Annotated in this window: 31 protein-coding genes and 1 pseudogene; 14 read left to right on the top strand and 18 right to left on the bottom strand. The window is 65.5% G+C overall.

Translation table 11 applies throughout. The features are described from left to right. Window positions 1–198: 198 nt before the first annotated feature. The 3 genes from F7O44_RS02360 to F7O44_RS02350 form a co-directional block, all read right to left on the bottom strand. Complete coding sequence (locus F7O44_RS02360) at window positions 199–657, bottom strand: SRPBCC family protein (protein WP_162448567.1); 459 nt, start codon at window positions 655–657, stop codon at window positions 199–201. Beyond that, on the bottom strand, window positions 644–1,075 hold the full coding sequence (locus F7O44_RS02355; protein ID WP_162448566.1) for a Ku protein: 432 nt from the start codon (window positions 1,073–1,075) through the stop codon (window positions 644–646). The genes F7O44_RS02360 and F7O44_RS02355 overlap by 14 nt, the downstream gene beginning before the upstream one ends. Before the next feature lie 175 nt (window positions 1,076–1,250). Next, window positions 1,251–1,613: a hypothetical protein gene (locus tag F7O44_RS02350; protein WP_162448565.1), complete on the bottom strand. Its 363-nt coding sequence runs from the start codon at window positions 1,611–1,613 to the stop codon at window positions 1,251–1,253. Here F7O44_RS02350 and F7O44_RS02345 point away from each other — a divergent pair. Continuing rightward, window positions 1,591–2,670, top strand: coding sequence for an FUSC family protein (locus tag F7O44_RS02345; RefSeq protein ID WP_162448564.1), 1,080 nt, complete (start codon window positions 1,591–1,593; stop codon window positions 2,668–2,670). The two genes, F7O44_RS02350 and F7O44_RS02345, sit on opposite strands and share 23 nt — an antisense overlap. 17 nt (window positions 2,671–2,687) lie before the next feature. Here F7O44_RS02345 and F7O44_RS02340 read toward each other — a convergent pair whose 3' ends face one another. Together F7O44_RS02340 and F7O44_RS02335 are read right to left on the bottom strand one after the other, a co-directional pair. Continuing rightward, on the bottom strand, window positions 2,688–3,581 hold the full coding sequence (locus F7O44_RS02340; protein ID WP_162448563.1) for an SDR family oxidoreductase: 894 nt from the start codon (window positions 3,579–3,581) through the stop codon (window positions 2,688–2,690). Window positions 3,582–3,633: 52 nt separating this feature from the next. Next, window positions 3,634–4,329, bottom strand: coding sequence for a DUF1028 domain-containing protein (locus tag F7O44_RS02335; RefSeq protein WP_162448562.1), 696 nt, complete (start codon window positions 4,327–4,329; stop codon window positions 3,634–3,636). A 117-nt stretch (window positions 4,330–4,446) separates the two neighbouring features. On the opposite strand from F7O44_RS02335, the gene F7O44_RS02330 reads away from it, so the two are divergent. Together F7O44_RS02330 and F7O44_RS29395 are read left to right on the top strand one after the other, a co-directional pair. Next, complete coding sequence (locus tag F7O44_RS02330; RefSeq protein WP_162448561.1) at window positions 4,447–4,770, top strand: DUF6343 family protein; 324 nt, start codon at window positions 4,447–4,449, stop codon at window positions 4,768–4,770. 127 nt (window positions 4,771–4,897) lie between these two features. Further along, entirely contained in the window at window positions 4,898–5,605 is a 708-nt protein-coding gene (locus tag F7O44_RS29395; protein ID WP_162448560.1) for a GAF and ANTAR domain-containing protein, read from the top strand. Here the strand turns inward: F7O44_RS29395 and F7O44_RS02320 are convergent. Continuing rightward, on the bottom strand, window positions 5,520–6,482 hold the full coding sequence (locus F7O44_RS02320) for a LysR family transcriptional regulator (RefSeq protein ID WP_162448559.1): 963 nt from the start codon (window positions 6,480–6,482) through the stop codon (window positions 5,520–5,522). The genes F7O44_RS29395 and F7O44_RS02320 overlap by 86 nt on opposite strands. Window positions 6,483–6,565: 83 nt before the next feature. On the opposite strand from F7O44_RS02320, the gene F7O44_RS02315 reads away from it, so the two are divergent. After that, window positions 6,566–7,519, top strand: coding sequence for an EamA family transporter (locus F7O44_RS02315; RefSeq protein ID WP_162448558.1), 954 nt, complete (start codon window positions 6,566–6,568; stop codon window positions 7,517–7,519). Window positions 7,520–7,597: 78 nt separating this feature from the next. Here the strand turns inward: F7O44_RS02315 and F7O44_RS02310 are convergent, their stop codons facing one another. Then, on the bottom strand, window positions 7,598–8,728 hold the full coding sequence (locus F7O44_RS02310) for a cytochrome P450 (RefSeq protein WP_162449283.1): 1,131 nt from the start codon (window positions 8,726–8,728) through the stop codon (window positions 7,598–7,600). 132 nt (window positions 8,729–8,860) lie between these two features. Between F7O44_RS02310 and F7O44_RS02305 the strand changes: the two genes are divergently transcribed. Then, window positions 8,861–9,475, top strand: coding sequence for a TetR/AcrR family transcriptional regulator (locus tag F7O44_RS02305; protein ID WP_162448557.1), 615 nt, complete (start codon window positions 8,861–8,863; stop codon window positions 9,473–9,475). 20 nt (window positions 9,476–9,495) lie between these two features. On the opposite strand, the gene F7O44_RS02300 is transcribed toward F7O44_RS02305, so the two are convergent. Then, window positions 9,496–10,173, bottom strand: coding sequence for a pyridoxamine 5'-phosphate oxidase family protein (locus F7O44_RS02300; protein WP_162448556.1), 678 nt, complete (start codon window positions 10,171–10,173; stop codon window positions 9,496–9,498). Between the two features lie 306 nt (window positions 10,174–10,479). Between F7O44_RS02300 and F7O44_RS02295 the strand changes: the two genes are divergently transcribed. Both F7O44_RS02295 and F7O44_RS02290 read left to right on the top strand, forming a co-directional pair. Continuing rightward, a complete protein-coding gene (locus F7O44_RS02295; protein WP_162448555.1) occupies window positions 10,480–11,796 on the top strand; it encodes a dicarboxylate/amino acid:cation symporter in 1,317 nt (438 codons plus the stop codon). A 12-nt stretch (window positions 11,797–11,808) separates the two neighbouring features. Next, window positions 11,809–12,969 (top strand): P1 family peptidase, encoded by a 1,161-nt coding sequence (locus F7O44_RS02290; protein ID WP_425501356.1) that lies wholly within the window; start codon window positions 11,809–11,811, stop codon window positions 12,967–12,969. A gap of 46 nt (window positions 12,970–13,015) precedes the next feature. On the opposite strand, the gene F7O44_RS02285 is transcribed toward F7O44_RS02290, so the two are convergent. From F7O44_RS02285 to F7O44_RS02275, 3 genes are all read right to left on the bottom strand, one after another. Continuing rightward, window positions 13,016–14,092 (bottom strand): SDR family oxidoreductase, encoded by a 1,077-nt coding sequence (locus tag F7O44_RS02285; RefSeq protein ID WP_162448554.1) that lies wholly within the window; start codon window positions 14,090–14,092, stop codon window positions 13,016–13,018. A gap of 153 nt (window positions 14,093–14,245) precedes the next feature. After that, entirely contained in the window at window positions 14,246–14,389 is a 144-nt protein-coding gene (locus tag F7O44_RS02280; protein WP_162448553.1) for a hypothetical protein, read from the bottom strand. A 48-nt stretch (window positions 14,390–14,437) separates the two neighbouring features. After that, window positions 14,438–15,202: a maleylpyruvate isomerase family mycothiol-dependent enzyme gene (locus F7O44_RS02275; protein WP_162448552.1), complete on the bottom strand. Its 765-nt coding sequence runs from the start codon at window positions 15,200–15,202 to the stop codon at window positions 14,438–14,440. Between the two features lie 171 nt (window positions 15,203–15,373). Between F7O44_RS02275 and F7O44_RS02270 the strand changes: the two genes are divergently transcribed. After that, a complete protein-coding gene (locus tag F7O44_RS02270; RefSeq protein ID WP_162448551.1) occupies window positions 15,374–15,892 on the top strand; it encodes a GNAT family N-acetyltransferase in 519 nt (172 codons plus the stop codon). Window positions 15,893–15,986: 94 nt separating this feature from the next. Here F7O44_RS02270 and F7O44_RS02265 read toward each other — a convergent pair whose 3' ends face one another. The 4 genes from F7O44_RS02265 to F7O44_RS02250 all read right to left on the bottom strand — a co-directional run bounded on the left by F7O44_RS02265 (window position 15,987) and on the right by F7O44_RS02250 (window position 19,852). Continuing rightward, window positions 15,987–17,150, bottom strand: coding sequence for an RtcB family protein (locus F7O44_RS02265; protein ID WP_162448550.1), 1,164 nt, complete (start codon window positions 17,148–17,150; stop codon window positions 15,987–15,989). Between the two features lie 116 nt (window positions 17,151–17,266). After that, window positions 17,267–17,722, bottom strand: coding sequence for a MerR family transcriptional regulator (locus tag F7O44_RS02260; RefSeq protein WP_222850968.1), 456 nt, complete (start codon window positions 17,720–17,722; stop codon window positions 17,267–17,269). Continuing rightward, window positions 17,719–18,093, bottom strand: a complete 375-nt coding sequence (locus F7O44_RS02255; protein WP_162448549.1) for a hypothetical protein — start codon at window positions 18,091–18,093, stop codon at window positions 17,719–17,721. Before F7O44_RS02255 ends, F7O44_RS02260 begins: the two co-directional genes overlap by 4 nt. A gap of 1,519 nt (window positions 18,094–19,612) precedes the next feature. After that, window positions 19,613–19,852: a hypothetical protein gene (locus F7O44_RS02250; protein WP_162448548.1), complete on the bottom strand. Its 240-nt coding sequence runs from the start codon at window positions 19,850–19,852 to the stop codon at window positions 19,613–19,615. 244 nt (window positions 19,853–20,096) lie between these two features. Between F7O44_RS02250 and F7O44_RS02245 the strand changes: the two genes are divergently transcribed. Together F7O44_RS02245 and F7O44_RS31530 are read left to right on the top strand one after the other, a co-directional pair. Further along, the gene (locus F7O44_RS02245; protein WP_162448547.1) at window positions 20,097–20,930 is read left to right on the top strand and encodes a hypothetical protein; all 834 of its coding nucleotides are present in this window, start codon (window positions 20,097–20,099) and stop codon (window positions 20,928–20,930) included. Between the two features lie 851 nt (window positions 20,931–21,781). Beyond that, window positions 21,782–22,536 (top strand): annotated as a pseudogene (locus F7O44_RS31530) (class I SAM-dependent methyltransferase). On the opposite strand, the gene F7O44_RS02235 reads toward F7O44_RS31530, so the two are convergent. Beyond that, window positions 22,509–22,769, bottom strand: coding sequence for a hypothetical protein (locus F7O44_RS02235; RefSeq protein ID WP_162448546.1), 261 nt, complete (start codon window positions 22,767–22,769; stop codon window positions 22,509–22,511). The pseudogene F7O44_RS31530 and the gene F7O44_RS02235 sit on opposite strands and share 28 nt — an antisense overlap. A gap of 179 nt (window positions 22,770–22,948) precedes the next feature. Further along, window positions 22,949–23,083, bottom strand: a complete 135-nt coding sequence (locus tag F7O44_RS31525; RefSeq protein ID WP_162448545.1) for a transposase — start codon at window positions 23,081–23,083, stop codon at window positions 22,949–22,951. Window positions 23,084–23,464: 381 nt separating this feature from the next. Here F7O44_RS31525 and F7O44_RS02225 point away from each other — a divergent pair, with 381 nt between their 5' ends. The 3 genes from F7O44_RS02225 (at window position 23,465) to F7O44_RS02215 (ending at window position 25,338) form a co-directional block, all read left to right on the top strand. Further along, window positions 23,465–23,629, top strand: a complete 165-nt coding sequence (locus F7O44_RS02225; RefSeq protein ID WP_162448544.1) for a hypothetical protein — start codon at window positions 23,465–23,467, stop codon at window positions 23,627–23,629. After that, complete coding sequence (locus F7O44_RS02220; RefSeq protein ID WP_162448543.1) at window positions 23,629–24,255, top strand: Fic family protein; 627 nt, start codon at window positions 23,629–23,631, stop codon at window positions 24,253–24,255. Before F7O44_RS02225 ends, F7O44_RS02220 begins: the two co-directional genes overlap by 1 nt. Before the next feature lie 393 nt (window positions 24,256–24,648). Further along, the gene (locus F7O44_RS02215) at window positions 24,649–25,338 is read left to right on the top strand and encodes a GAF and ANTAR domain-containing protein (RefSeq protein ID WP_162448542.1); all 690 of its coding nucleotides are present in this window, start codon (window positions 24,649–24,651) and stop codon (window positions 25,336–25,338) included. 74 nt (window positions 25,339–25,412) lie between these two features. On the opposite strand, the gene F7O44_RS02210 is transcribed toward F7O44_RS02215, so the two are convergent. Further along, window positions 25,413–25,955, bottom strand: coding sequence for an MOSC domain-containing protein (locus tag F7O44_RS02210; protein ID WP_162448541.1), 543 nt, complete (start codon window positions 25,953–25,955; stop codon window positions 25,413–25,415). 200 nt (window positions 25,956–26,155) lie between these two features. On the opposite strand from F7O44_RS02210, the gene F7O44_RS02205 reads away from it, so the two are divergent. Beyond that, complete coding sequence (locus F7O44_RS02205) at window positions 26,156–26,956, top strand: hypothetical protein (protein WP_162448540.1); 801 nt, start codon at window positions 26,156–26,158, stop codon at window positions 26,954–26,956. Window positions 26,957–26,979: the final 23 nt, after the last annotated feature.

Genomic DNA, 26,979 nt, shown 5'->3' with positions numbered 1-26,979 from the left:
GTGCTCAGCCCTAGGCCGTCCCACCCACCCCGGTGATCGTCAGTGGGTTGTGGTCGTCAAGGCGGCGCCACACCCCACTGACGATCACCCTGGAGCCGCCACATCCCACTGACGATCACCGGGGGTGGGCCGTGGGATGCGGCGGCGGGCCAGGCCCGGTTGGGGCGGGGCGGGTTGGGGTGGGTGGGGCAAACGGAATCAGTTATCTCGCGGGATGTCGCCGCGCCACGCGCCGGTCTCTACCCGGCGTGATTCGATGAACTCCTTGAAGTTCTTGATATCCCGGTCCACCATCCGGGAGACCAGACCGGTCTTCTCGCCGACGTTCTCGACGAAACCCTCCGGCTCCATTTCCATCTGGAGCGTGACCCGGGTGGAATTGTCGTCGAGTTTGTGGAATGTCACGACCCCGGACTGGCTCGTGCCCGCTGTAGAACGCCAGGCGATTCGTTCCTCCGGATGCTGCTCGGTGATCTCCGCATCGAACGTACGGCGGACACCTGCGATGTCGACCACCCAGTGCAGATGCCGGTCGTCGGTCTGGGTCACCGATTCGACGTCGGCCATGAACTCAGGGAAGTCCTCGAACTGTGTCCATTGGTTGTACGCGGTTCTGATGGGAACATCTACATCGACCGACTTTTCAGCCGTAGCCATCATTCCTCCTCGTTCTCGTCTTGCTTTCCTTACCTTGCCGGTACCCGTGACCCTCGGCTTTAACGCCTGAATCAGGATGCTTTTCTCCGGTGAAATACATGGTGCTCAGGATCAGCACCTCGTCCCTGGCGCGGATCGCGGCCAGGTACTCCTTGTTCCGCATGACGAGTGCGGCGATGCCCGCCAGGCCGGCCTCCTTCATCGCCTCGCGGAGCAACCCATAGGCGTGCTCATGTTCCTCGCCACGCGGCGCCAGGTAGTAGCTGCGCTGATAGTGAATCGGATCGATCTCTGCCAGTTCGACGAAATCCTCGACAGCGAGGGTCCACGCGGCATGAGCGGGAGGCCGAAGAAGCTCGGCACGCTGAGCACGTCCACGCCGCCGGCAACGGCTGGGCCAGGGTTTCTGCGATGGCATCCGGTCGGCTCCGGCCTCGTCCCCTGACGGCCGGGTACCGCCACAGGCGTGTCACGCCGATGCCGTACGTATCGAAAAGCAGGATCACCGCGTACGCAGTGATCCCGAACACGTAGCCGCCGTCGACGTCCCACAAGCTGTAGGCACGCTGGTCGAGGGCTGTGTCCAGAGACCGTTAGTCCACGATGAACAGCAACGTCATCATGATGCCGACAAAGACGATGAGCATTCCGGCCACACTGATGAAGAACCGGGACCGCCACGGCTGGCGGGATCCCTGACGCCCGGAGCTGTATTGTCCGTTGCCTTGTTCAGCCATACCCGAACCCCTACCCCACGCTCCCTGCGACAAACCGGTGCGCCTGGCGAGCATGGCTTCCCACCGACGGGGTATCCGCTCTGCCAACCGCGTCGCGCGCGGAGTGAACACCGAGCATACGGGGACGAAGTTGAACACAGCAATCTGGAAGGCCATGGCCCGTGCCTGGTCCAGGCGCGGGCACGAACGCAGCTCCATGGTGCAGGTGATCAAGGGCATCGCCGCCACCATCGGCTCGTACGCGCTGGCGGTCTACGTCCTTGATTCGCAGATACCGAGCTTCGCGCCGTTTGCCGCCTTGCTGGTCGTGCAGGTGACCGTGTACCAGTCCGTGTTGCACGCCGTCCGCTACGTGGCGGCCGTGGTGGTCGGCCTGGTGTGCGCGGGCGCCATCGGGCTCACCCTCGGTGAGCATATGCTGGCGCTGGCTGTCCTGGTCAGCATCACGTTGATCATCGGACAGTGGCCCAGGCTGCGCGGCCTCGGCCCCCAGGTGGCTATCGTCGGCATCTTCACCTTCGCCGCCGGCGGTGGCGACGACCCCGGCTACCTGCTCAGCCTGTTCACCACGGTACTCTGCGGCGCCTTGCTCGGCGCCGCGACCAACCTGCTCCTCGCACCACCGATCCGATTCCACGACGCCGCGGTGGCCGTGGAGGACGTCAGCTCGTCCGCCGCCGATCTGCTCGACGAAATCGCCGGCGAACTCCGCTCGGACACACCCCTCGACGACGTGGACGCATGGCGCGAACACGCCGAACGCCTCTCCGACACCGTGCAACGCTCGAGGAACGAAATCGACTACAGCGCGGAGAACAGCCGGTTGAACCCACGTCGGCTCGCACACCGGCAGCGCCCGGTGTTCACCGACTATCGCGACGCGGCAGACACCTTGGGACGGGTAGTCGGCGAGATGCAGGGAATCACTCTCGCCCTCAACTACGCGAGGAGATACGGCGAGGCGGGCACAGACGGCCACCTGCTCGGCGATTTCCTCCCCCGCTACGCCGACCTGATCGACGAGTCCGCCAACGCGCTGCGTTCCTTCGGCGCCTACCACACCGGCGCCGGGCTGCCCGAGCGCAGCCTCTCCGACCAGATCGACTCAGCTCTCCAGATGCACGACGATCTCACCGACCAGCTACGCGAGGCCCAACCCCGCGACGCACGCAGCATCGCCGACTGCGGCGCGCTGCTGGTCGAGGCCGAGCGGCTGCTGAGCCATCTACGTGATTCGGACTCGAGCCTCGCCCAAGAGACACACGCCTCCGAATAGCCGTCGGGGGCGGCCTATCAGAACACCGGCTTGCCACCGGTCACACCGAGCACTGTGCCCGAGACATAGCTGGCCTCGGACGGCGAAGCGAGGAAGACGAACGCCGGCGCCACCTCGGCCGGCTGGCCGGCGCGGCCCAGCGGGGTGTCCTGGCCGAATTTCTCCACCTTCTCCTCCGGTTGAGTAGCCGGCTGGAGCGGCGTCCAGATCGGGCCCGGTGCCACGGCGTTGACCCGGATACCCTTCGGCCCCAGCTCGGCGGCGAGGTTGACGGTGAAGTTGTTGATGGCCGCCTTGGTCGCTGCATAGTCCAGCAGCGAGACCGATGGGTCATACGCCTGGATCGAGGAGTTGTTGATGATGCAGGCCCCACGCGCGAGATGGGGAATCACAGCTTGGGTGAGCCAGAAGAGGGCATAGAAATTGGTCCGCACGGTGCGGTCCAGCTGCCCGGGACTGACGTCACCGATACCCGGTGAGCGTGCCATCTGGAAGCCGGCGTTGTTGACCAGGATGTCCAGCCCGCCCAGCTCAGAGGCCGCCCGCTCGGCCAGCTCGAGGCACGCCTCGTGGGAGGTCAGATCTCCCGGCACGGTGACCACCCGGCGGCCGGTGGCAGCGACGACGGCCACGGTTTCATCCGCGTCGGACTGTTCCTCCGGCAGATAGGCCAGCACGACGTCAGCCCCTTCGCGGGCGTAGGCGATGGCAACAGCCCGGCCGATCCCGGAGTCACCGCCGGTGATCAGCGCACGCAGGCCACTCAGCCGTCCGGATCCGACATAGCTCTGCTCGCCATGGTCCGGCACGGGGTTCATCACGTGTGTCCAGCCCGGTGGTTCCTGTTGCTGGCCTGGGAATTCGCTGGGGTACTGATCCGGTCCGGAACCGGCGAGAGACTGGGTGGACATAGCCTTCCTTTCGGTGCATCGATCTAGGTGAACCGCGTTTGCTGCCATACCCTCAGGGCGCCGCGTCATGCTCGGCCAGCGCCTGACGAGTTGCCTCGCCGAGCGGATCCGCACGCGTGGGCAGTGCCTTCACCTGAGGTATGAGGAGTTCCAACGACTCGGAAAAGAGCCGCCGGAGTTCCTTGGCGGGGTCGTCGGCGTGGTCCACCCGCAGGTCCCACAACGGGTACTCCTCGGTATCCACCACGTACACCGTGCCGGAAAGCGCACCCTTCTTGTCCGCACCGGTAGCTTCCCCGGCCTCCAGGGCGACGAGCAGGCGCTCGGCCAGGTCTAGTTCTGAGTGCTCCCTGAACGCCCTGAGCGTTTCCTCGAGCGTCTCCCGTCCCACCAGCCGGTTTCCCTGGGTGGCGACGTCCTTCTGACAGATGTGCCCGGACCAGCCAGGCGTCTTGTCACCCGTCCATGCCGCCGAGTGGCCATGCCGGTCTACGAAGCCGGCCTGACGTACGTCCCGGCCAGGATCTTCCCGGATGAGCCGGCGCAGCGCTTCGTCTGCGCCAAGCCCGCTACTCACCAGCCGCAGGCCGTCGATCCCCAGGTAGGGGTTCATCGTGGCCTGGGACGCAACCGCACCCACACCCGGTTGGGCGTACGTGGCCAGCTTGCCGACGCCCATCATCGCCGTCACCGCGCCGACGCCTAGCTGCCCGGTCCGTGCGCAACGGGCCACCAGGGAAAAGGTCATACCTGCTCCTCCCGTGTCGGTACCCACGCTGTACCCACTATTCGCCTGGGCACCCGTGCCCTCGCGGTCGCACGTACCGCTGGTTTGCGCGCTCCGGAGCCCGGGTAGGTAGAACACATGAACGAGCAGCGTGCCCGGACTTGGCTGCGCCGGCCGCTGCCGTCGGGTGCCGAACCCCGCAAGGCGAGGTCGGTCTACCGCACCCGCCTTGGGCTGGCTGGGTTCGGGCTGCTGCTGGCCACCGCTGCCGCCACGTATCTCGGTGTCAGAGCCGCGGGTGACGCTCCGGCAGGCTATCTCGCGGCCGCTGTGTTCTTCGGGATGATCGCCGTCGTGGCCGCGGTCAATGTCGTCGTGGTGGGACTGCGGTGGCGAGCCACCCGGCGTGACGGCCACGACGGGGATGAGAATGCCGGCATCGGCGAGTACGGGCAGTGGTAACATTCGGGGCTATGTAACGTTTGAATAACGAACTGGAAGCGTTCCGGGCCAGTTGGTCAGGATGATGGGTGTGGGGCTTCGGGCCACGTGTTCACCACGTGGCTCGGTTTTGAGAGCGGAGGAACATATGGGTTCGCCAGATGCGTCTGAGTTCGCCGATGCCGCGCGCGATCTCAACGACGAGCCCCGGCTCGATCACACCATTGAGAAGGTTGTTGAGTACGCGACGCGGATGACCGATGCGGAAGCCGGCGGGTTGGTACTGCTCCGTTCCCAGCGGCAGCTGGAGGTCGCCGCCGCCACTGGAGCCGAGGTCGAAGAAGCGGAGGCGCTCCAGGATTCTCTGCGCGAAGGCCCGAGTGTCAGCGCGGCCCGTGAACAATCCACCTGCCTGGTCCGCAACACCGCTGACGACACTCGCTGGCCCACGTGGGGGCCCAAAGTCGCTGAACTCGGCCTCCACAGCGCCATCAGCGCCTGCCTCTACACGGGCCGGCGAACCATCGGCACCATCGACATCTATGCGCCGCAAGCCGGTCAGCTCGACGAGGACGACGCCGCCCGGGCCCAGGTCCTGGCCAGCCACGCCGCCATCGCGCTGGACTGCCGGCACGAGGAGGATGGGCTGCGCCAGGCCGTCGAAACCCGTAACGTCATCGGCCAGGCCCAGGGCCTGCTGATGGAGCGCTACGGACTCGATGCTCGCCGCGCATTCGACGTACTGCGCCGCTACTCGCAGGATGCCAATGTCAAGTTGCGAGATGTCGCCGAGCAACTGGTGGCTTCCGGGAATCTGCCCGACGAGAAGAAGCCGTCGGAGCCGCCCCGGTCTTGACCGCAGTCTCCAGTAGCTCGAGCACCCGCAGCACCGCGGGGTGTTCGGCGGCAGACTTCTTCACCGCTACGTTGATGTGCCGCACCGGAGTCGGCGCCACCACGGACACGGTGGTCAGCCCGTCAGGAAGCTCGTTGATGCCCAGCCCGGGCACCACGGTGATCCCGATACCGGTGGCGACGAAGCGGATAGCCGTCTGGTAGTCGTGAGTCTCGACGGCGAACTCCGGGGCGAACCCTGCCTCCATACAAGCGGCCATCAGCACCTGTCGGCAGGCGCCGTCGTTGAGGTCGTTGTCGACCCAGCGTTCACTCGCAAGTGCGGACATCGGCACCTCGTGTAGCCCGGCGATCCGGTGGTCGGCACGGACCACTGCGACGTAGGGGTCGTCTACCAGCCTGCGGATCTGAACCGAGCCCGCGGCCGGTTCTGCTTCCGCACGGCTCACGAAGATGTCGACGTCCGGAGCGGTCATCTCGGCGCCCCTCGCCTCGGTCATACGAAGGTCGAGCCGGAGTTCGGGGAATTCCTCGTGCACCGCGGCCACCACGGCGGGGAGCCAGACCGCTCCCGCCGAGGCGAAGTACCCGATCGACAAGCTGCCCATGCGTCCCGCGCGCAGATCCTCCACGACACCCTCAACCCTGCTCAGGGCTTCGAACAGCGATCCCGCTTCGGCCGCCAGCGTGCGCCCGGCGGCGGTCGGTTCGATCCCCCTACCCACCCGCTCGAGCAGCCGAAGGCCGGTTTCCCGCTGCAGAAGCCCCAGTTGCTGGCTGATCGCGGACGGGGTGTACCCGAGAGTCGAAGCGCTGGCTCGAATCGACCCGGTGGCGACAACGGTACGCAGAAGCCGAAGACGGGAGACATCAAGCATGCGCTAGATTGTACACTTGACCTTAACGTTCGTGCAGAAACATTCGCTTGTGCTTTAGTGTTTAGCGTCTGACCATAGACCTCGTGCCCCAGACGCTTCAGGCCCTTCGAGCCGGCCCGGCCCCACCCGCCGACCACACCAAAGCAGTGGCCGCCGCCGCGGTCACCGTGGTGCTGTGGGCCTCCGCCTTCGTCGCCATCCGCGCCGTCGGCCACACCCTCTCACCGGCACCGATGGCGCTGGCAAGGCTTGCGGTGGCAACCGCGGCGCTCACCGTGATGGTGGCGGTGATGCGGGTCCGCGCGCAGGCCGTGCCGACCCCACGAAGATCATTGCCGCTGATCGCCGGATACGGGGTGTTGTGGCTGGCCGGCTACACCGTCGTCCTCAATGCGGCGGAGCGCCACGTCGACGCCGGCACCGCAGCGCTCCTGGTCAACATCGCACCGCTGCTCATCGCCCTCGGCGCTGGAGCGCTTCTGGGTGAGGGATACCCGCGCCCGCTCATCGTGGGCTCTCTCATCGCGATGGGCGGGCTCGCCGTCATCGCCATGGGCTCGTCCGGGAAGGGCGATCGGATCGGCGTAGCGCTGTGCCTGCTGGCCGCGGTGCTCTATGCCGCGGGCGTGCTCATCCAGAAGGTCGCCCTGCGCCGGGTCGATACCTTGACGGCAATCTGGCTCGGATGCGTCGTCGGGACTCTTGTGCTGCTCCCCTGGTCCGCACCGCTTCTGGATGAGGTGCGGGGCGCGTCCGTGGGCGCTGTTCTCGGTGTGATCTACCTAGGACTGTTCCCGACGGCGATTGGCTTCACCCTTTGGGCTTATGCCCTGAGGCGAATGGACGCCGGGCGGCTCAGCGCCACCACATACGCCGTTCCTGCCGTTTCGGTCCTGCTCTCCTTGGTCCTGCTCGCGGAGAGTCCGACGGTGTACGCCATGGTGGGCGGCGTGATCTGTCTCGCCGGCGTCGCGGTGTCGCGTCGTCCAGGACGTCGCGCCCTGGCCCCTGGCACGCGCCCCACCAACCCCCCGTGATCGTGAGCGGATTGTGGTCGTTAAGTGGCCGCCTGCGGGGGCAAATGTCCGAGTTTTACCGCCACAATCCGCTCACGATCACCACGTGACGGGGAGCTCGACCAGGCCGCCGGTGAGGACATCGTCGCGGAACACCAGATCTTCGGGCGGCACGGCCAGCCGCATCGCCGGAAACCGGGGAATCAGCTGAGCGAACACGGCCTGGAGCTCGATGCGAGCCAGCGGAGCGCCGAGACAATAGCGCGCGCCGTGGCCGAAAGTCAGGTGAGCACTCGCGCCTTGCCGTTGCGGATCGAAGCGGTCCGGATCATCGAAGACCCGCGGATCGTGATTGGCGGCGCCGTTGTCCAGCATGACCAGCTCACCCGCGCGGATCACGACACCACCGATCTCGATATCGGCGTGGGCGTATCGCGGAATGCCGCCGCCACCCTTGCCTGGCGCGCGCAGAAGCTCCTCAACCGCACCCGGGATCAGTTCGGGCTCGTCGAGCACCGTCTGCCAGTGCGTGGGATTGCTAAGCAAGAGCAAGGCGCCCATGCCGATCTGGACGACGGTCGTCTCATGGCCGGCGAACAGCAGCGACATCGACAGCATCGCGATTTCGTTGTCGTCTACTCCGTCGGTCGCACATAGACGCGAGATCACGTCGTCGCCCGGATCGCGGCGTTTGCGCGCCACGAGCCGCTGGCCGTAGGCGAACAGCTCCCCGAGACCCTGCTCGGAGCGAGCCTGGTCAGTCACGTCCGCGGCCGCCTGCGTCCAGGTCCGGAATTGCGTGCGGTCTTCGTACGGCACGCCCAGGAGCTCGCAGATCACGAGGATCGGCAGCGGGAGAGCGAGTACGGCATTGAGATCTGCCGGCTGGCTTTGCTGGGTAAGGTCGTCGAGAAGCTGGGACGTCAACGTCTCCACTCGCGGACGGAACGCCCGCATCACCTTGGGCGAGAAATGCGGCTGCAGCAACGACCGCATCCGCGCATGGTCCGCCTTCTCAGTCTCGTAGCTGCCCAACGGGCCACCGAACAGTGCAGAGGATCCGGAGCGGGCGGCGTTGGCCGGATCGGGATGTGATCGGCCGAGCCGGTGGTCGTCGAGAAGTCGACGGACGTCGTCGTACCTGGTGACCAGCCACGCATGGTCGCCGACCCGGGTACGGATCTTGTGAACGCTGCCTCGAGCCTGCAGCTTGCGGAGCGCAGGCGGCATCTGCAATGGGCCGGCCTGCTCAAATGGCAGCTGAACGGTCATCAAGCCTCCAGGTAAACTCACGTTTGTATACTTGCCCTTTAACAAGTTACATATTTACTCTGCAGTAAACAAGCGAGCGCCGGAGAGAAGATGACCGCAGCCGACCAGTCCGAAGTCGCCGGCCCGAGCTCCGGCCCGCACAGGCGGATGCGCCGCGCCGAGCGGCGGGCCCAGATTCTCGACGCCGCGACCAAAGCGTTCGCCCGCTCAGGCTTTGCCGCGACGAGCCTGGACCACATCGTCACTGAGGCCGGCATCACCCGAGTCCTGCTTTACCGCCACTTCGACTCGAAGGCCGACATGTACCGGGCGGTTCTGGAGCGCGCGTGTGAGCGGCTGGTCTCGGAGGTCGGCGACGACAACTACGACGCCGACGCCATCCCGGCTCTGCTTCGTGCGGCCTCAGCCGACCCGGAGGGTTTCCGCTTGCTGTTTCATCACGCTGCCCGGGAGCCGGAGTTCCGCGGCATGATTGACGATCTCAACTCGGCATCGGCCGAAGTGGCGCGACGCAACCTCGCCAAACTGATTCCGGCCGGTCCCTGGCTGGACTGGGCAGCACAGGTCGTCCCGGCGGTGACCATCGAGTCGGTGATTGGCTGGCTGGACGCGGGCCAGCCCGACCCTGACTCGGCCGCGGACCGGGTCGCTCAGGTTGTGGGCGGCGTGATCCGGGCGGCCGCGCCACCCGCGGGCGAGTCCTGACCACCGAACCCGACGACCTCTCAGCCCGCGCTCGGTGAACCACCCCGCGCGGCGGAACGCTGGCGTGGAGCCAAACCGCGCTCAGCCGCCACCCCGAATGCGTCGCCGCCCTTCTTTTTCTGGTCGTCGGTCCCCCACTGCCGGGTTCGCGGCACCGGCACCATCCGGGGAACATGCTTCGAGCAGTGAATATATGCCTCGTGGATCTCGACGACGACCCACCGTTCGGGCCGGCGCCCCGGGATGTCGTTCTCGACAATCTGCTCCGGATGACGCGCCCGGAACTCGTCGGGGCTCATCAGCGACGACGCTCCGTTCACGTGCAGCCCGACAAGGTCGTTGACGAAATCCATGAACAGCAGGCCGACGTGCGGGTTCTCCGACATGTTTCCCGCACTGGCGAGCACGCCGTTTCCTCTGTACTCCGGCCACGCGACGGTCTTCTGATCAAGCACCCGGACGAATCCAGCCGGCCCGGCGCGGAATGTCACATCGCACTCGCCGCCGCCATCGGCGGTTCCGACGAACATCATCTCCATCCGCGAGATGAACTCAGACATCTGGGTGTTGAGCCGGTCCGACATCTGTTCGCGGTAGAAGCGATCAGCCCGCTCGCGACTTCCGGATACCTCCTGAAGTGCGTGCTCGCCCATCGACCCTGGGCGTACACCATTGGGACTTGCGTGTTCGTGTGTCATACAAGGACCTCCAAGCGCCCCACCGAAGCAACCCACCGTCCATGGCAAATCGTAGCCATGATCACGCAGTGTGCCGGAAAATGACTCACAGTGCACGAATCGGGACGCCGTGGGGCCACATATGACCCCGACGGCACCGTCGGTCCGGACTTCTCCCTTTGCCCAAGGCACGTCCATTGACACCGTTGACGACCACGGCACAGAATTCCGCGTGACATCACGTGCTCATCCGAGTAACGCTGCCGCCCGTCCACCGGTGCGTGCTGCCGGCTCGACGACACCATGGGTTCCCCGAGGAGGAAGCCGATGACCTCCGAATCACCCGAGTTGGCCGAGCCGTCGTTGTGGCGTCGGTACCTCGACTTCCCGTTGTACTGGAAATTGCTGATCGCGCTGGTCGCCGGCGCCGTTGTGGGGTTGGCAGCCGGTCCCGACGCCGAGGTTCTGCAGCCGCTCGGCGACCTGTTCCTCAACCTGCTGATGATGATCGTCTTCCCGCTGATCGTGGCGACGTTGATCGTCGGGGTCTCGTCGGTCAGCCCGGCCCGGCTCGGGCGGATCGGCGGCAAGGTTGTCGCGTTCTACCTGGTCACATCTGCCTTCGCGATCACCATCGGGCTGACGCTCGCCTTCATCGTCAACCCGGGCAGCGGCCTGAACATGCCAGCGGACGGAGACGAGGCCGCGGAGGCACCCTCCATCGTCGACACACTCGTCAACATCGTGCCTCCGAATCCGGTAGCGGCAATCGTCGAAGGGCAAGTGCTCCCGATCGTCTTCCTGGCGATCGTCGCCGGACTCGCCATCGGTGCCATGCGGCACAACCCGCAGGAACGTATCCGCGACCTCGGTGAGTTGCTCCGCCGCGTCGCCGAGGGCACCAGCGAGGTCATGTTCCGGATCATTCGCGGGGTCCTGGAGTACGCACCGGTGGGTGTCTTCGCACTGATCGCCGTCACGCTGGGCGAAACCGGAGCCGACGCCCTCTCCGACCTCGCGCAGCTCACCGCGGTGGTCTATGGCGGCGTTGCCCTCCAGATCGTGATCTACGCGATCATCCTGACTCTGTTCGGGATCGGCCTGCGGAACTTCTTCGCCTACGCCCGCACGCCGATGATCACCGCCTTTGTCACGCGTTCCAGCAACGGGACGTTGCCGGTCAGCACCCGAGCAGCCCAGAACATGGGTGTCAACGAGGGCGTCTACGGCTTCAGCCTGCCCTTCGGGGCCACCGTGAACATGGACGGCACCGCCCTCTACGTCGGCGCATCGGTCATCTTCGTCGCCAACGTGTCGGGCGTCGACCTGTCCGTCGGTGAGATTCTGGGCGTGCTGCTGGTTGGCGTGCTGGCATCGATCGGTACCGCCGGTGTTCCCGGTGCCGGGCTCATCTTGCTGTCGATGGCCATCACCCAGGCGGGTCTGCCGTTCGCAGCCGTCGCACTCGTCGCCGGTATCGACGCTGTGCTGGACATGGTCCGCACCATGTGCAACGTCACCGGAGACCTCACCGCCACCAGGGTCGTCGCCCAAACCGAACCCGGCATGGTGGACGAGCACGCCGCGGACGAGACAGTTGTCGACCCGGCTGAGGAACCCGGCGCCGCTGATCGAGAAGGGTAGGTTCAGATGACCATGACGCGACGCACAGCGATCACGACCGGTGCCGCCATGATCGGTGCCACCCTCGGCGGCCCGTTCACCGCTGCCTCGGCTGAGCCGGGTGCGTCGTCGTCGGGCCGCAATCCCGACCGGGTCCGTGCCCGGGATCTCGGCGTCGCTCCTGGTGATCTCGAGCCAGGTGAGCACAACGCCATCACCGACGTCGACGGCGTCCGGGTCGGCCAGGTGACACTCGTCGACGGTGATTCCGTGCGCACCGGGGTCACCGCCGTGGTCCCCCACCCTGGCAACGTCTTCGCCGACAAAGTGCCCGGCGGGGTCTACGTAGGCAACGCGTTCGGCAAGCTGGCCGGCTCCACCCAGGTGGATGAACTCGGCACCATCGAGACGCCGATCATCCTCACCAATACCCTGAGTGTGGCCCGTGGCCTGGACGGTGCGGTCGCATGGACGTTGCGCCAGCCCGGCAACGAGTCAGTCCGGTCGGTCAACGCACTGGTCGGTGAGACCAACGACGGCGCGCTGAACGACATACGGGGCCGCCACGTCACCGAAGAGCACGTCATCGAGGCGATTGAGCAGGCGGCCGGCGGACCGGTCGCGGAAGGCGCCGTCGGCGCTGGAACGGGAACCACCTGTTTCGGCTGGAAGGGCGGCATCGGCACGTCATCGCGGATCACGGGCGACTATAGGGTTGGCGTCCTTGTTCAGACCAACTACGGCGGCAGTTTGCGCATCGACGGCGTGCCGATCGGTGAAGAGTTGGAGGCCGGCTCCGACGCGGCCGGCACCGGGGACGGCTCGTGCATGATCGTCGTCGCTACGGATGCCCCACTCACCAGCCGAAACTTGGGAAGACTCGGCGCTCGGGCCGTATTCGCCATGGCCCGCACCGGATCGGCGTTCACCAATGGGAGCGGCGACTACGCGATCGCGTTCTCGACCTCATCGGACGTCCGGGAGCCGGCGGGATCAGACGTACGTGATCAACGCATCCTGCCGAGCGCGGGAACGTCTCCCCTCTTCCAAGCCGCACTCGATGCGACCGAGGAGGCCATCTACAACTCGCTGTTCATGGCCACCACCGTCACCGGCGACGGCGGCACCACCCGGCACGCGATCCCACTCGACGACGTGCGCCGGCTTCTGCGCAAGTACGGTCGCGGCCGGTAATGGCCGCGCGTCAGCATCGGCCACCATGGACGCCGCGGGCTCATCCCTAGGAGCGGTTTCTCCATGCCTTTCCGATGAGGCTTCCGCCGAGAACTAAGAGACCGGCTGCGGCGGCTGACACCGCGCCCCGCCGTTGTGACAGCCACAGCTGAGGACTCCGGTCTTTCGCATCGGACGAGAACGGCCCGTGCGCACCGAAGTCTGAACCAGCTTCGTGATCTGCCGGCTCCCACAGGTTGACCGGGCGTTCCGGCCCGACGCGATGGCCGGTCTGCTGGGAGTCATAGGCGGTGCGGGCCAGATACCGGTCGAGCAGTCCGGGCGCGATCTTGTTGGCGGTCATCGTGGCAACAGCGCTGAAGCCGGTGCCGTACTCGCGCCGGTGCGGATGATCCGCCGCATGGACCACTGCTTGAGCGGCCACCCGTGGCGAATAGATCGGTGGCACCGGCTGGGGCGCGTACTCCATACGCGACAGCGCCCACTCGAACTGCGGAGTGTTCACCCCGGGGAGCTGGACCATCGTCACTCGGACCCGGCGGCGCTCGTGGAGCAGTTCACAGCGCAGCGACTCCGTGAAACCTTGCATCGCGTGTTTGGCTCCGCAGTACGCCGACTGCAAGGGAATCCCCCGGTACGCCAATGCGGACCCGACCTGGACGATGGTGCCGTGGTCACGCGGCAGCATGCGATCCAGCGCCGCGCGGGTGCCGTGTACATACCCGTGATACGTCACGTCGGTGACCCGTCGGAACTCATCGGGGTCGATGTCGGTGAACGGCGCGAAGATGGCGACGAACGCATTGTTCACCCACACGTCGATCGGACCGAATTCGGACTCCACCTCGGTTGCGGCGTTGTCCACGGCTTCGTAGTCCGTGACATCCACTTCGATCGGAAGAGCTTTGCCGCCGGCGGCGACCACATCGTCAGCGGCTGCCCGCAGCCCGCCACGGCCTCGGGCCAGCAAAGCCACCCGGTCGCCACGTGCTCCGAAGAGGTGAGCCGTGGCCCGGCCGATCCCGGCGCTCGCGCCGGTCACCACGACGGTCTTGGGGCTGCCGTTCCGTGATCGGCCCAACACACGTTCTGGACTGGCCAAGAGCTTCCGCGCTGCACTCATGAACAGCGATTACCCAAGAGCCCGGAAGGAATTCGTGGCATCCAGCCGAGGCGGCGAATCCGCGCGCGCCAACCGGGTGGCCGCTGACGCACACCGCCGAGGGCCACCCTGGCTTTCGACGCGCTTCAGATCCGGACCAACCCGGACCGCGGATCACACCGGCACGACGATGTGTCTCTCGGAGACCCGGTTCAACCCGCTTTGCAGATAGGCCGCCAGGAAGAGATTCGCGATCGGAACGATCCCCAAGAGCAAGGCGACCACGCCGCTTTTGTAAAGCCACCATGTCGCCGCCATCGAGGGACCCGGGGACGCGAGGGGAATCCGCCCGGATCTCGGGAGTTCTCATGCGTACGTGCGCACCACCTCGAGGACTTCGCCGGCCCGAGTCCCCTCCAGGACCAACGCGTCGGCCTCCTGTGGCGCGAGCCGCTTGGCCGCGACCCGGCAGAACTGGCTCGCCGGTCCGGCGATGACGACGTCTGCGTCCGCTGCCCCGATGACCCATCGGCCGTTCTGCGGCGCTTCGAGTTCCAGCCGGACCGCCGGGGCGTCTCCCCTGGCCTCGAACGCGTAGGCGAACGGCAGCGTCCGGTGGGCGAGCCAGGCGATGTGCTCTAGACGGTTGGTGTCCGGATACTCGATGCCCAGCGGCTCGGCGATGTCGAGCCCGTGTGCCCAGTGCTCAGCCAGCCGGGTGGTGGCCAGCGTCAGCGGCTTGAGCGGTATGGCGACCCACGGGACTTTCCGGTCCGGAGCAGCGTCGCGCAGTGCGGCAAGCGCCCGTCGGCGAGCGGTTGTCCACCGGTCGAAAATCTCCTCGGGCGATTGGCCATGCTCGGCCCGCACCCATCGCTGCATCGCTTCATCGGCTGACGAGGACCCGGGCAGGTACGGCACGTCGTCGGTCTCGCCGGCGATCAGCGAGGACACTGCTTCCTCGGTCTGGGCGAGATGCAGGACGACGTCCGCCACACTCCAGCCCTCACACCCGGAGTCGTGGTTCCACTGGGGCTCCCCCAGCCCGCGCAACATCTGTTCGAGTCGCGCTTCCTCAGCCTCGAGCGCCTCGAGGACAACACGCTTGGTATCCGGGGCAACACCAGCCATCTCGCCTTCTCCTTCACCGGTCTCGCCGAAGTGCACCTGATCGGCAACTGCTAGAATGATCTCAGTAATTTGCCTTCCCGCCCCTTCCGGGCCGGAAGGTTTTTTTATGCCTTTTCGCCGTCCGGCGCCCACCCGCACAGACGGACACCATCCACCTGATGAAGGAAGAGTATGTCCACTCTTGACTTACGCCGCGCGACTGCCGCAGACCGGCCAGCACTTGAACGGCTGTGGCTGATGTTCAGCCATGATTTGTCCGAATATCGCGGCATCTTGCCCAATCCCGACAGTACGTTCCGCAGCGAGCGACTCGCCGCGGCCTTCGACGATCCGGACCGAGCGGCCTATGTATTGATGAGCGACGAGCATCCGATCGGTTTCGCCATCGTCCGCGATCTCAGCCAGCCGGTACGGGTTCTCAACAGCTTCTTCGTGGTGCGTGGCGCGCGGCGCAACGGCTTCGGGCTCCGTGCGGTTCGCGATCTCGTCGCTGTGTATCCCGGGAAGTGGGAAGTGGCGTTCCAACCCGACAACGTGACCGCCGTGAACTTCTGGCGGCGCGCAGCGGCCAGGCTCGCGGGTGACGCATGGACGGAAGAGCATCGCGCGGTCCCCGGACGGGCAGACTTGCCACCCGACACGTGGATCTCCTTCGACACCCGGACACGGCGCAAGAGAATCCTGACCTAGTGCCCCGTATCCCGGCCCGCGTCGCCGCCTCTAGTGCCGATGGTCACTGATGCGGGGAGGCTCAAGGCACCAGCGACACTGAGCCGACGGTCCGTCAGTCGCCTTTGACGTTGACGATCTGGCGGAGCGTGTGCCGGATCTCGACCAGGTCGGCGGCGTCCGCCATCACCACGTCGATGTCCTTGTACGCCTCCGGGATCTCGTCCAGGAACGCGGCGGTGTCGCGCCACTCGATGCCGGCCATTGCCTTGCGCAGCTGTTCGTGCGTGAACGTCCTCCGCGCCCGGCTGCGCGAATAGTTCCGCCCGGCACCGTGCGGCGCGGAGTTCAGCGCGTCCCGGTTGCCTTTCCCGACGACGACGTACGACGCCGTCCCCATCGAGCCCGGGATCAGCCCGGCCACACCCTCGGCCGCGTTGATGGCACCCTTGCGGCTCAGCCACACGTCCTTGCCGAAATGGTGCTCACGCACTGAGTAGTTGTGATGGCAGTTGATTCGCTCCAGCTCCGCCACCGGCTCCCCCACCCATGTGCCGAAGCATTCCGCGAGCCGGTCCATCATCTCCTCGCGGTTGAGCAATGCGAACCGCTGCGCCCAGGTGAGGTCACGGATGTAGGCGTCGAACTGATGTGTGCCTTCCTCGAGGTAGGCCAGGTCGCGGTCGGCGAGCCTGATCTCGCGCCGCTGGCACTCGTCGCGGGCGATCTTGATATGCCGCTGAGCGATCTGGTTGCCGACGCCCCGGGAGCCGGAGTGCAGGAACAGCCAGATCCGGTCCAGCTCATCGGCGCTCACCTCGATGAAGTGGTTGCCGGAACCCAGCGAGCCGAGCTGTAGCCGCCACTTGGGTGCTATCCCCTCCGCGGTGCCGACGCCGGGTATGTCTTCGAGCTCAGCCGAGCGACGCCGCGCCGACGCGGTCAGCTCCCGGTTGTAGTTTCCCGCCGACAGCGGGATCGCCTTCTCGATCGCCTTGCGCAGGCGGGCACGGTTCAGGCCCTTGATGTCCGCGAGCGTGTACTGGCTGCGCAGAGCGATCATGCCGCAGCCGATGTCGACGCCGACCGCTGCCGGGACGATCGCCCCGAGCGTGGGGATCACGCTGCCGACCGTCGCGCCCTTACCGAGATGCGCATCCGGCATGAGCGCCAGGTGCGGATAGATGAACGGCATCTTCGCTGTCCGCTCGGCCTGGGCCAGCGTCTCCGGTTCGATGATGGACGCCCAGTTCAGGAGCCGCTCGCTCACGTGCTGCATGAAGGTTCCTTTCCCGTCAGCAGCGACCGTATGTGAGCATCCGGGGTGCACGCACCTGAGATTCCGGACTCACCGAGCGATCCCAGCACAGGCAGCCTGAGAGGCGGCCCCTGGGATCAACCCGGCCCTGCCTTGGTGTCGGCGAGCACCGTGAACGGCAACGGGCACTCGGGACTCTCAGCGCAAGACGCCAGGTCGTCACATCCCGCGTCGAGCGCCTGCCGAAGGGTGTCCCGGATGACCGTCAGGTCGGTGATACGTGCTTCGACCTCCGCTAGCTTCGCTGCCGCACGCTCATGTAAGCCGGCCGAGGAGTGGCGGTGACCGCCGACGTCGATGAGTTCGGAGATCTCATCCAAGGTGAATCCCAGGCGTTGAGCCGCCTTGATGACCCTGACCACCGTGACCGCCTCAGCCGGATACATGCGGTGCCCACCGAGAGTGCGGTCCGGCCGGGCAAGCAACCCGCGACGTTCGTAATACCGCAGCGTCTGCAGATTGACACCCGCTGCCGCGGCCAGCGCGCCACTTCGGAGGCCCGGCGGCGTAACAGGCGGCATCTCCCGTGTCATACAGCCCCGTCTCTCCCCATTGACCGTGCCGCCAGCTGCTGGACGCCGTCGAGAACGGCGGCACGCCCGTCAGGCACAGTGATGGCCATCTCCAGCAGATCCTGCGTGCTCGCTCGAGCATCTCTGCGGTGTCTGAAGGTAAAGGTGAAGAACGAACAGCACTGCCCCTCCCGCGCGGCCAGATCGCGTGCGGTCTCCTCCGTCGGCGGATCACCATCCAGTACGAGCGTCAGGCTAGTGGCCGACGACCGCTGGATCTCCCGCACAGCAGAGCCGAAAAGACTGCGGAACTCCGCTTCCCGAAGCAGCTGTTCCGCCGTCGGCAGAGTGCAGGCGTCGGGCACAAACGACAAGCCCTTCTCAGCGTTCATACTGCCACCCTAAACCTGTACCTGAGTACCGAATTCAAGGCCGACCAACTCCTGGACGCTACCGAGCCGGCGAGACCTGCGATCAGGGCTTCTGCGCTAGTAAGCGCGAACGCGTCGGGTAGACGTCCTTGCCGTGCGGCAGCCGAGACATGATCGGCTCGGCAGAACGGCTCGGCGGACTCGGCCACCTGTCGCAGCCCGAGCCCAGCGCAGACCACCGCATTGATCATCTCCGCGCGGCTCGCGTGCCGCTCAAGCTTCGGCGATGAGGGCGAGGTCGTCGAGACCATGCCCGCTCTGCGGATGCACAACAGCCGACGACGACCTCGCAGTGGGCACAGAAGGTCCGATTCACCCGGAAGAAGCGAAAACTGAGCCCATGCCTGGGTCCAAAGTGCCTGTTGCTCATTCACGTACTTCGGTGACGCAACTTCCCACGCGGCTTCGTTGTGCCTGACGCCCGATCCCGTCGGAACATTATGAAGGTCAACCCGAATAGCTCCACGCATAGCATTTGGGCTCAGCACCCTCAGCGACCAGACATGCTCTACTCAGCGACGACCACAACTCGCATCTTTGCGCCCAGAATGCAGTGAAGCGCCCTCAGCGTCCCGTTACATGCCCCCCCAACGGACGCGATGTCCGGCCACGCTGCCGGGTGAAGCTCCGCCGGTTGTCCCACAGGAGGCGGTCGAGGAGTAAGGTCAGCTAATGATTGGGTTCTCAAGCGATGCTGTCCGTGAGCACGCACTAAATCCGGGGGCGATGGACGCTCGGCGTGTGGTCCTTGAAGCCCTACCTGTCCAAATGGGCGAACTGGGCGATCTTCTTCACGAAGCCGGAGCGAAATCTCGAAGCCCGTGGCGCCATAGAAATGGGTCCCAAGGGCGGAGATGAAGGGATCGTAGCCTTGGGCTACGTACTCAAGGTCGCATGCGAGCTCCTCTCAGGAATCGCAGTCCTAGCCCGCGCCAACGGCTGTTACTCGGCAGCCGCCCTGGTACGACAACTAGTGGAGGCGGATTACTTGGCATGGGCATGCTGCGAGGACCTTGATGAGGCCGCAAGCTGGTTGCGGTCCAGCGACTCGGAGCGTCGTGCTCGTTGGCAGCCAAGGCATCTCCGGGAGCGCTCCGGCGGACGCTATCTCTCTGCGGACTACGGGATGCATTGCGAGCTCGGCGGACACCCGACACCTCGTGGTATTCGCACACTCGTTGTGGACCTCCCGCATGAGATAGCCCACGAACTCATAATTGTCGAGGCGCTGACACACGGTAGCCGGATATGGGACTGGGCCATTACAGTCGTCGCTCCCATTCAGACGAACCATCCGATCGATAGCTTCGTTGTCCTTGGTGACCTCCTCAACGATTGGCGCCGACTCGAACGGCCCAACACGCAGCCAACCTCGTGGCCTCTGAAAGACCCATGACGCGTCCGTCGGCGCGTTGTGGACCGAGGCAGGTGCATCCCGCCGCTTAGGGACGACGCGGGACTAGTGACCGTTGCGCCACGACTAGGAACCGTGTCGAAGCGCATCGGCGTTCGTGCGTAGATCCCGGAAGTCAGTCACTGCGAGGCGAGCGGCAGAGATGAGGCGTGCGAGGTCGCCATCGGAGACCACCCAGATGTCATCGATGATCTGCTCCGACGGGCTCAGGTCGCCGTAACAGTCGTGCCACGCCAGTTCTAGAAGTTCGAGAGCATCCAACGCCGCGCTTGCTTGTGACCCGAACAGTTCGGTTGCCCGCTCCATTCGCGACCTTCTTCGATCGGCCCTGCTCATCACCATGCGGCCAAAGTTTAAGTGGCGGAAGGCTATGACTAGCGCCGGGTTTGAGAATCTCCTAGTGGGCACCCCGGCTTCGGGCCTCATCCATACCGCGTGGAGTGGCTCGCCCTTCTGAATCTGGGCGAGAATCCTGGCTTCGCCTGGATAAAACGGGCGACGCATCGGCGTCGGCGCGACACTACGTACCCGCGTAGGCGACTATCGCAATATGGCTGCCGACATCCCCGACGAGATCCGCGCGCGTCACCTTGACCGGATCGCCGCATTCGTCCTACGCGCACGTCGTGTCGAGGCGCACTCACTGCTCCGAGACCTACGGCTCTTCAACAGGTGGGCCCAGGGCACGACAACCATCGGCCCCGTCGACGGTGTGATGTGCATGACCCAGGATGTCCCTCCCGAGGAGGCGTTCGAGTCCCTCGCGTCACGCTGCCGTCCGTTTCTGCTCACAAGAGACCCGATCCACTGGCGGGCTGTCTTCGGTTCGCTTCGCGCCTTCCTGAAGGGGGATTCCCGGTTTGGTCCAGCAGTCGAGTCGCTTCGAGATTCCTGGGCGAAGGCCGAGGCGCCTGACTCCGAGGCTGGCTTCGCGGTCACTCGACCCGAGGAGGTAGCGAGTCAGGCGGTCTGGTTCGCCACGCTCGCCGACTCGTGGCTCTACGGCGACCTGGTCCATGCAGACCCTGCTGCGCGTGAGAAGGCCGCCGGTCACACGCTCAGCAGTCGCTACAGCGCAGCGGTGCTTCTCTACGGACAGGTCGCGATCCATGTCGTAGCCACGTTGAACCTGATCCGCCAAGCCCGTACGGCCGAACTCCTGCTGGTAAAGGAAGAGACGTTCTCCGAGCCCGTCACAGCCAAGGTCCCGATGCGCTTCCCAATGGTCGGTTTCGTCCAGGCTGACATCGGCACGCCGACACAGGTGATGTTCGACGCGCTCGACGCTGTGCAGGCGGCCTCGACGACCGCGACCCAGGCGGAGTCAGCGGCGGAGGCAGAGCCACCGGGGACTACGACCACTGACGAAGCCGCGGACGACTGACCGGCTGGAGTAGGTGTAGATGCCGGACGGCGACGTCGCCAACGTCCGGCCTAACCGTCTCCGTTCCCGATCATTTGACGCCTTTGCACGGTGTTCATCAGAAGATCGTCATGTCCCACTCCGGACCTACCTGAGCGGAACCCAACCCAACTCGCTTCCAGAAATGTGTCTCAGGCCGGAGAGCCTGGAGCCACGTAATGGATAGCGTTCCCGCTCGCTCATCTCGCATTCATGGCGCGTGAGCAGGTGTGTCATTCCGCCGCGATTGGGCCAACCGTAACCATTGGCGCTCGTGGGCCGTTGGTTGGCGCGGAATGAGCGGAAGAGCCCATCGTGGCCGACGCTCTCCTAGGGAACGGGTCTATCCCCATCCGTGTGGGCGAACGAAACGACGAGTTGCCTGCGCAATAACATCATGGCTGATGGCGACGTAGTCCTGTGGGATGCTGTGGCACTGTTCGCGGAAGCTGATGCAAACGACAGCGAGTACATCACCGATGTGTTCCGCAGAGGGGAGCCGCCGTCTCGAGCGATTGCCGTGGCAATCGGTGAGTCAGGCGACGAGACCGTCCCCGAATTCTCTGCACTTGTTAAGGGGTCGTGGCCAATGCGAGTGGGCAACTCGCTTCCTTCACAGTCCCGATACGGGATCCCCCTGTGGGAGCGCGGATCGCGGTCGGCGCCCGGCGCCGAGCGCCGTCGCCCCCAGGCCAAGTCGAGTTGAGGACATCGGCAGCCGGCAACGGCGTGAGCGGACGGGTTGCCACTCGCTAAAGCATTAGCGAATCGACTTGCTCCGCTGATGTACTGATGTGCCAGCGTGAGTCTGCCGCGTGACGGAGGTAGTAGTTGTGACGGGCTATGACGTGCTTGCCGAGGTGTACGAGTGGCTTATCTCGGACGCGAAGTTGGCGCCCCCCGAGTTCGCCGCGGCGTTCGCTGACGTCACCTGTCTCCTTCCGTCAAACGCTCAAGTCCTCGATTGTTCGTGCGGTACCGGGCAACTCGCGGTTGGCCTCGCTGGTCTTGGCATGCAGGTTGTCGCGACTGACGCCAGCGAAGCGATGGTTCGTCGGACTGCGGAGTTGTCTGAGGAGTTCAGGGCATCTGTCCGGACAGTGCGAGCGGACTGGCAAGAGCTGCCCGACCATTTCAATGACGCCACCTTCGACATGGTGTTCTGCGTGGGCAACTCGCTGCACCATGCCGTGGGCGCGAGAGGCAGGCTTGCTGCCCTGGAGTCGATGTCACGGCTTCTGCGCCGTGGCGGACGCTTGGTACTCACCTCCCGCACTTGGGAACTCGTGAGGCCAGAGGTTCCCGGCTAGACATCAGTGATCGACTCGTCCGCCGGAACGGTCGCGATGCCGTCGTCGTCTACCGCTGGGAGATTGCGCCGGACTGGGAGGAGGAGCACCACATCGAGATTGCGGTCGCGCAAGTTGATGCGGCCGGGTCGGTTCTTATCCGCTCGGAACTGCTGTCGTGCTGGCCCTACCGACACGACGAACTCGAAGTCGAGTTGCACCGGGTCGGACTCCGCGCGGAAAGGAGCACGTTCAACCCGGAGGCCGAGAACTACATGGTGGTGGCGAGCAAGATATAGACAACGGCCTGCTCCCCGTCATCGCGCAGATCGGCCAGAATCCGCGGTGCCCCGTACACGTGGTCAGAGGCGGCATGGAATCGTTTGATCTTCTCCGTCAGCACCGCCCGTCGCTGCTGCCGCGGTGACGCCCCGGCGCTTTGGCGGGCCTGCCAGTCGTAGAACCCTGACCGCGACACCCCCAGCAGCCGGGCCATGCGCACGACCTCGTAGGTGGCCTTCTCCGCTTCCATGAGCCGGTAACAGCTCACCGGTTCTGGTTCTGCGTCGCGAAGAAGGCCGCGGCCTTTTTCAAGAACTCCCGGTCCATCCGCAGCTCGCCGTTCTCCGCGCGCAGCCGTTCCAGCTCGGCCCGCTCATCGGCGTCGAACGCCGCAGGTGGAGCGTCCTCGCGAGCCCGCTCGATCGCGACTCAGCGGCCCAGCAACTGCTCACCAACCCCAATCTCGCGAGCCACATGAGCAATCGGACGACCGGTATCAATCACCAACCGAGCCGCCTCACGCCGATACGCCGGCGTGTAGGACTTCCGCTTCTTCGAAGCCATAACAGACATCCTCCCCGGCGGACCCACAGGCCCGCCATCAAGGTGTCCGCCAAACGGGGGCAACCCCACGCACAGTCGCGAAAGTGCGTCGGCCGTTTGCGTGGGAGACGACGGCGCTGCGGTCGCCACACCCGATTCCTCAAGTAGTGCCTTGATCGCCGCGGCGGGCGCCAGGCGAAGGGGCACGCCACTCTTGAGCCACACCACGAACGAGTGGGCAGCCACGAAGCGAGCGTTCCGCCGAGCACCTGGACCGAGTCTGGCCGGACGTCGGTCCTAAGGGAATCGTCTAGTAGCCGCGACTGGACGCTGTCAGGACGCGACCGGTGTGCCGCCCGCGTGCCCTAGACTAGATAGTGCTGGTCGATCACAGGAGGGCTGATGGCGATGCGCAGGGTTGACGAGACTGCGATCCGGCGGTGGGCTCTCAGGGCCGCCGCGGCCTCGGCGCGTCTCGAGCGTCGCGAGGTTCCCGACGGTCACGTCCGCTCCCGCGAGGTCGAGGAGTTCTTGGAGTCGACCCAGTCGACAGCGTCCAAGGCCTGATGTCCTTCGACCCTGAGTACGGCGAGACGCTGGTCGCCGAGGAGGACCTGGAGTCCCTGACGGAGCAGGCCCGTGCGGTGGTCGGTGATCCAGTTCGCAAGGCCGACGTCTACGACTTGGAGCAGGCGATCTGGGCGCAGGTCGCCGCCGATCGGCTGACTGCGGTGTTAGACGGGTCGCTCACGGCGGAGGAGATCCTCACCGACCACTTTGTCCGCCAGTTGCACACAGACCTGTACGTCCGGATCTGGACGTGGGCAGGTCGTCATCGACGCTTGGAGACCAACGTCGGGGTCGCGCCCGAGCAGATCGCGGTCCGGTTGCGTACCGATGTCGACGACCTGCGTTGGCGATGGCTACACACGGCGGATCTAACCCCCCGCGTCCTCGGTGTTACCTTCCACGCGATTGTGGTGCACATCCATCCGTTCATCGACGGCAACGGACGCACCACAAGGCTGCTGGCCGACCTGGCGTTTGCGGCTACCCAGGAAGGCGAAGAGCTTCTCGAGTACGACTGGAACGTCGATCGAAGCGAGTACATCCGCCTGCTCGGCCATTTCGACCTGACCCGGGACACCCAGCCGCTCGTCGACCTCGTCGGGGTACGTCCCGTCAGCGACTAAACTCCGTCGCGCCGTTCTAGCGTCGAGACAAGTGCCTCGTTTTCTGTGCGGCGAGCGGTGGTGGGGCTTGGACCACTTCGGCCGGTGACCGCCATGACCACCACAAGGTAGTGAGTCTTTCCGCCGGCGTCAGGAGCGCGTACCGGGGCCGGGCAAGGCGACGTGCCGGCCCTTGGCTCGAGCCGACACGCCTAACCGGAGCTCCGTCGCGCGCCGAAACGGCGGCTCGCTGTAACATACCCGCTCGACGAAATAACATGTGCCCGGCTGCGTGATCAACAGACGGGATCAACAAATATAGGGTGACGTACGACATGGTCGTCCCGCGTTTCCGGAGTGAATCGTCGGGAATCGCCAGCATGTTGAGGGCTATGGAGGAGGCTCACCGAGGTGATGAACCGTTATCAGTTCAACCGACTCTTGGCCGAGGCAGCGCGCGCCATGGCGGACGAGCCGGGCACGCAGCTCACATTGGAGCGGGCTGTTCTGATGGCCACCGACATCATCGAGAACTGCGACCTGGCCGGAGTCTCCCTCGTCCACCGGAGCGGAATCGACACCCACGCCGCCAGCCACAAAACACTCCGGCAGATCGACGAGTTGCAGTTCGAGCTGAACGAAGGCCCCTGCCTCGATGCTCTGAACCAGACCGACGTGTTGTCCGTCACCAACCTGGCCGCCGACCCGCGCTGGCCGAACTGGGGGCCCCGCATCGCCGCCGAGCTCGACATCCACTCCTCGATGAGCTTCCGACTCTTCACGAGCGGCGAGAACCTGGGCGCGCTCAACCTCTACGCCACCAAGATCGACGCCTTCAGTCACGAGGACCTCCTCGACGGGCTCGCATTGGCCGCCCACGCAGCAGTGGCGCTGGCGGGGACCATCGAGGAGGAACAACTGCACCGAGCACTGGATACCCGCCGCATGATCGGCGAGGCGACCGGCATTCTCCGCGAACGCTTCGGCCTCACCACTGACCAGGCATGGGACGTCCTCCGCCGAATCTCCTCCCAGCACAACATCAAGCTCCACCGGGTGGCCCAGCAACTCGTCGACGTCGGTACTCTGCCCGACAACGCCTGACAACCGGATCGCTGGACGCGTACGCCGCCGACACTCGATAGCCGGGCCCGCGGGTTGTCGACTCCCGGGCCTACCTAAACGCGTTCGAGCGGCTGGTGTGGCGGTTCAGGTAGTGCTGCCCGGACCTGGTCGCCGGGGCGTATCGCGCCTCCCGTCGCGACGATCCCCATGATCCCGGCCTTGCGGATGATGGTGCCCTCGTTGTCCCGATGGGCCACCTGCTTGAGCAACCCCGGCTGAAAGTCGTCGATCTGGGTGCACGGATTGCGCAGTCCGGTGACCTCGACGACCGCGTGGTCGCCGATGTGCAGCAGCGTGCCCCTGGGGAGGCCGAGCAGATCGATGCCGCTGGTTGTGATGTTCTCCCCGAGTTCGCCCGGCTGGACGGTGTGACCCGTGGCAGCAAGCTCATCGAACAGCTCATGGTGGATCAGGTGAACTTGCCGAAGGTTCGGCTGGCTTGGGTCACGGGCGACGCGGGATCGGTGTTTCACCGTGACACCCAGGTGCGCATCGCCCTCCACGCCAAGGCCGGCGAGAAGTGTGATGCTCTCGTGCTGCGGCTTGCTGAACTCGTGCTCACCATTCCGGCAGACCGCTGCCACCGTGCCGTTCATATCGCGGTGTCTCCTTCTCGCTCTCCCGACACGTCACTCTAGACCGGATTTCCCGCCCTTCACAGAACCGGCGCCGCCGGGCAACACGTCCAGCACGACGTCCGTCCGACCATGCCTTGACATCAAGTTTAGTTAAGGTCCTAGCGTGGGCGACATCGCTGTTCAACAGCGAGACGTACCGCACGAGGAGGAATCAAACCATGGCATCGACGCGTGTGCGCGTTCTGACGATCGACGACGCACCCAGCTGGCTCCAGCTCGACGGACACAATGTGTCCGCTGGACCGGTGGTAGACGGCGACGGTGACCACCAGCTCGGCGTGATGTATGCCCGCTTCGGCGCCGGCACGGTCATCGACGAACGCGAGAGCCCCATTCCCTACGACGAGGTCTATGTCGTCCTCGAGGGGACACTCGACGTACGCACCGCGCAGGAGCAGGCGAGCGCGCAAGCCGGCGAGGTCATCTTCCTCCCCAGAGGAACCGCGGCCGTCTACGAGGCGAAGGACGACGTCGAGCTGATCTCCGTGACCCATCCGCCACAAGACCGGGCGTGGCAAGAACACGGCGCCTCCGCACGGTCCATCACGCCGGATCCACGGGGCCGCCTGCTCGGACGCGGCGTCGCGGACGTGCGGACGTGGACCGTCGGCGATGACGACGCCGTCTACTTCGGTGAGGTGGTGGACGAGACCCACGGATCGGCCCTGGGCCTGACGTTCGAGAGGTGGGATGCCCACGAGGACGCCGAGTTCCCGCCGCTTCCCTACGACGAGGTTCTGGTGGTGATCGAGGGCTCGTTCACCGTCCGCACCGAGACGGGCTCGGTAACCGCCGGTCCTGGCGAGCTCATCTATCTTCCCGCGAAGAGCACCGGGGCGTACGTGTTTCCGGCGCAGGGCGGAACGATGGTTGCGATCACCGTTCCGCCCTACAGAAAGGCTCTCCGGGACGCCGGGTACGGCGAGCTCCTGGACGAGATGCGCGTGGTCCAGCGTTAAGGCCGGGCCGGATACGCGCCGCA

It is taken from the genome of Phytoactinopolyspora mesophila, assembly GCF_010122465.1.
GTDB lineage: Bacteria > Actinomycetota > Actinomycetes > Jiangellales > Jiangellaceae > Phytoactinopolyspora > Phytoactinopolyspora mesophila.
Note: the sequence above shows the minus strand (reverse complement) of the source record. Positions and strands in the feature narration are given on the sequence as shown.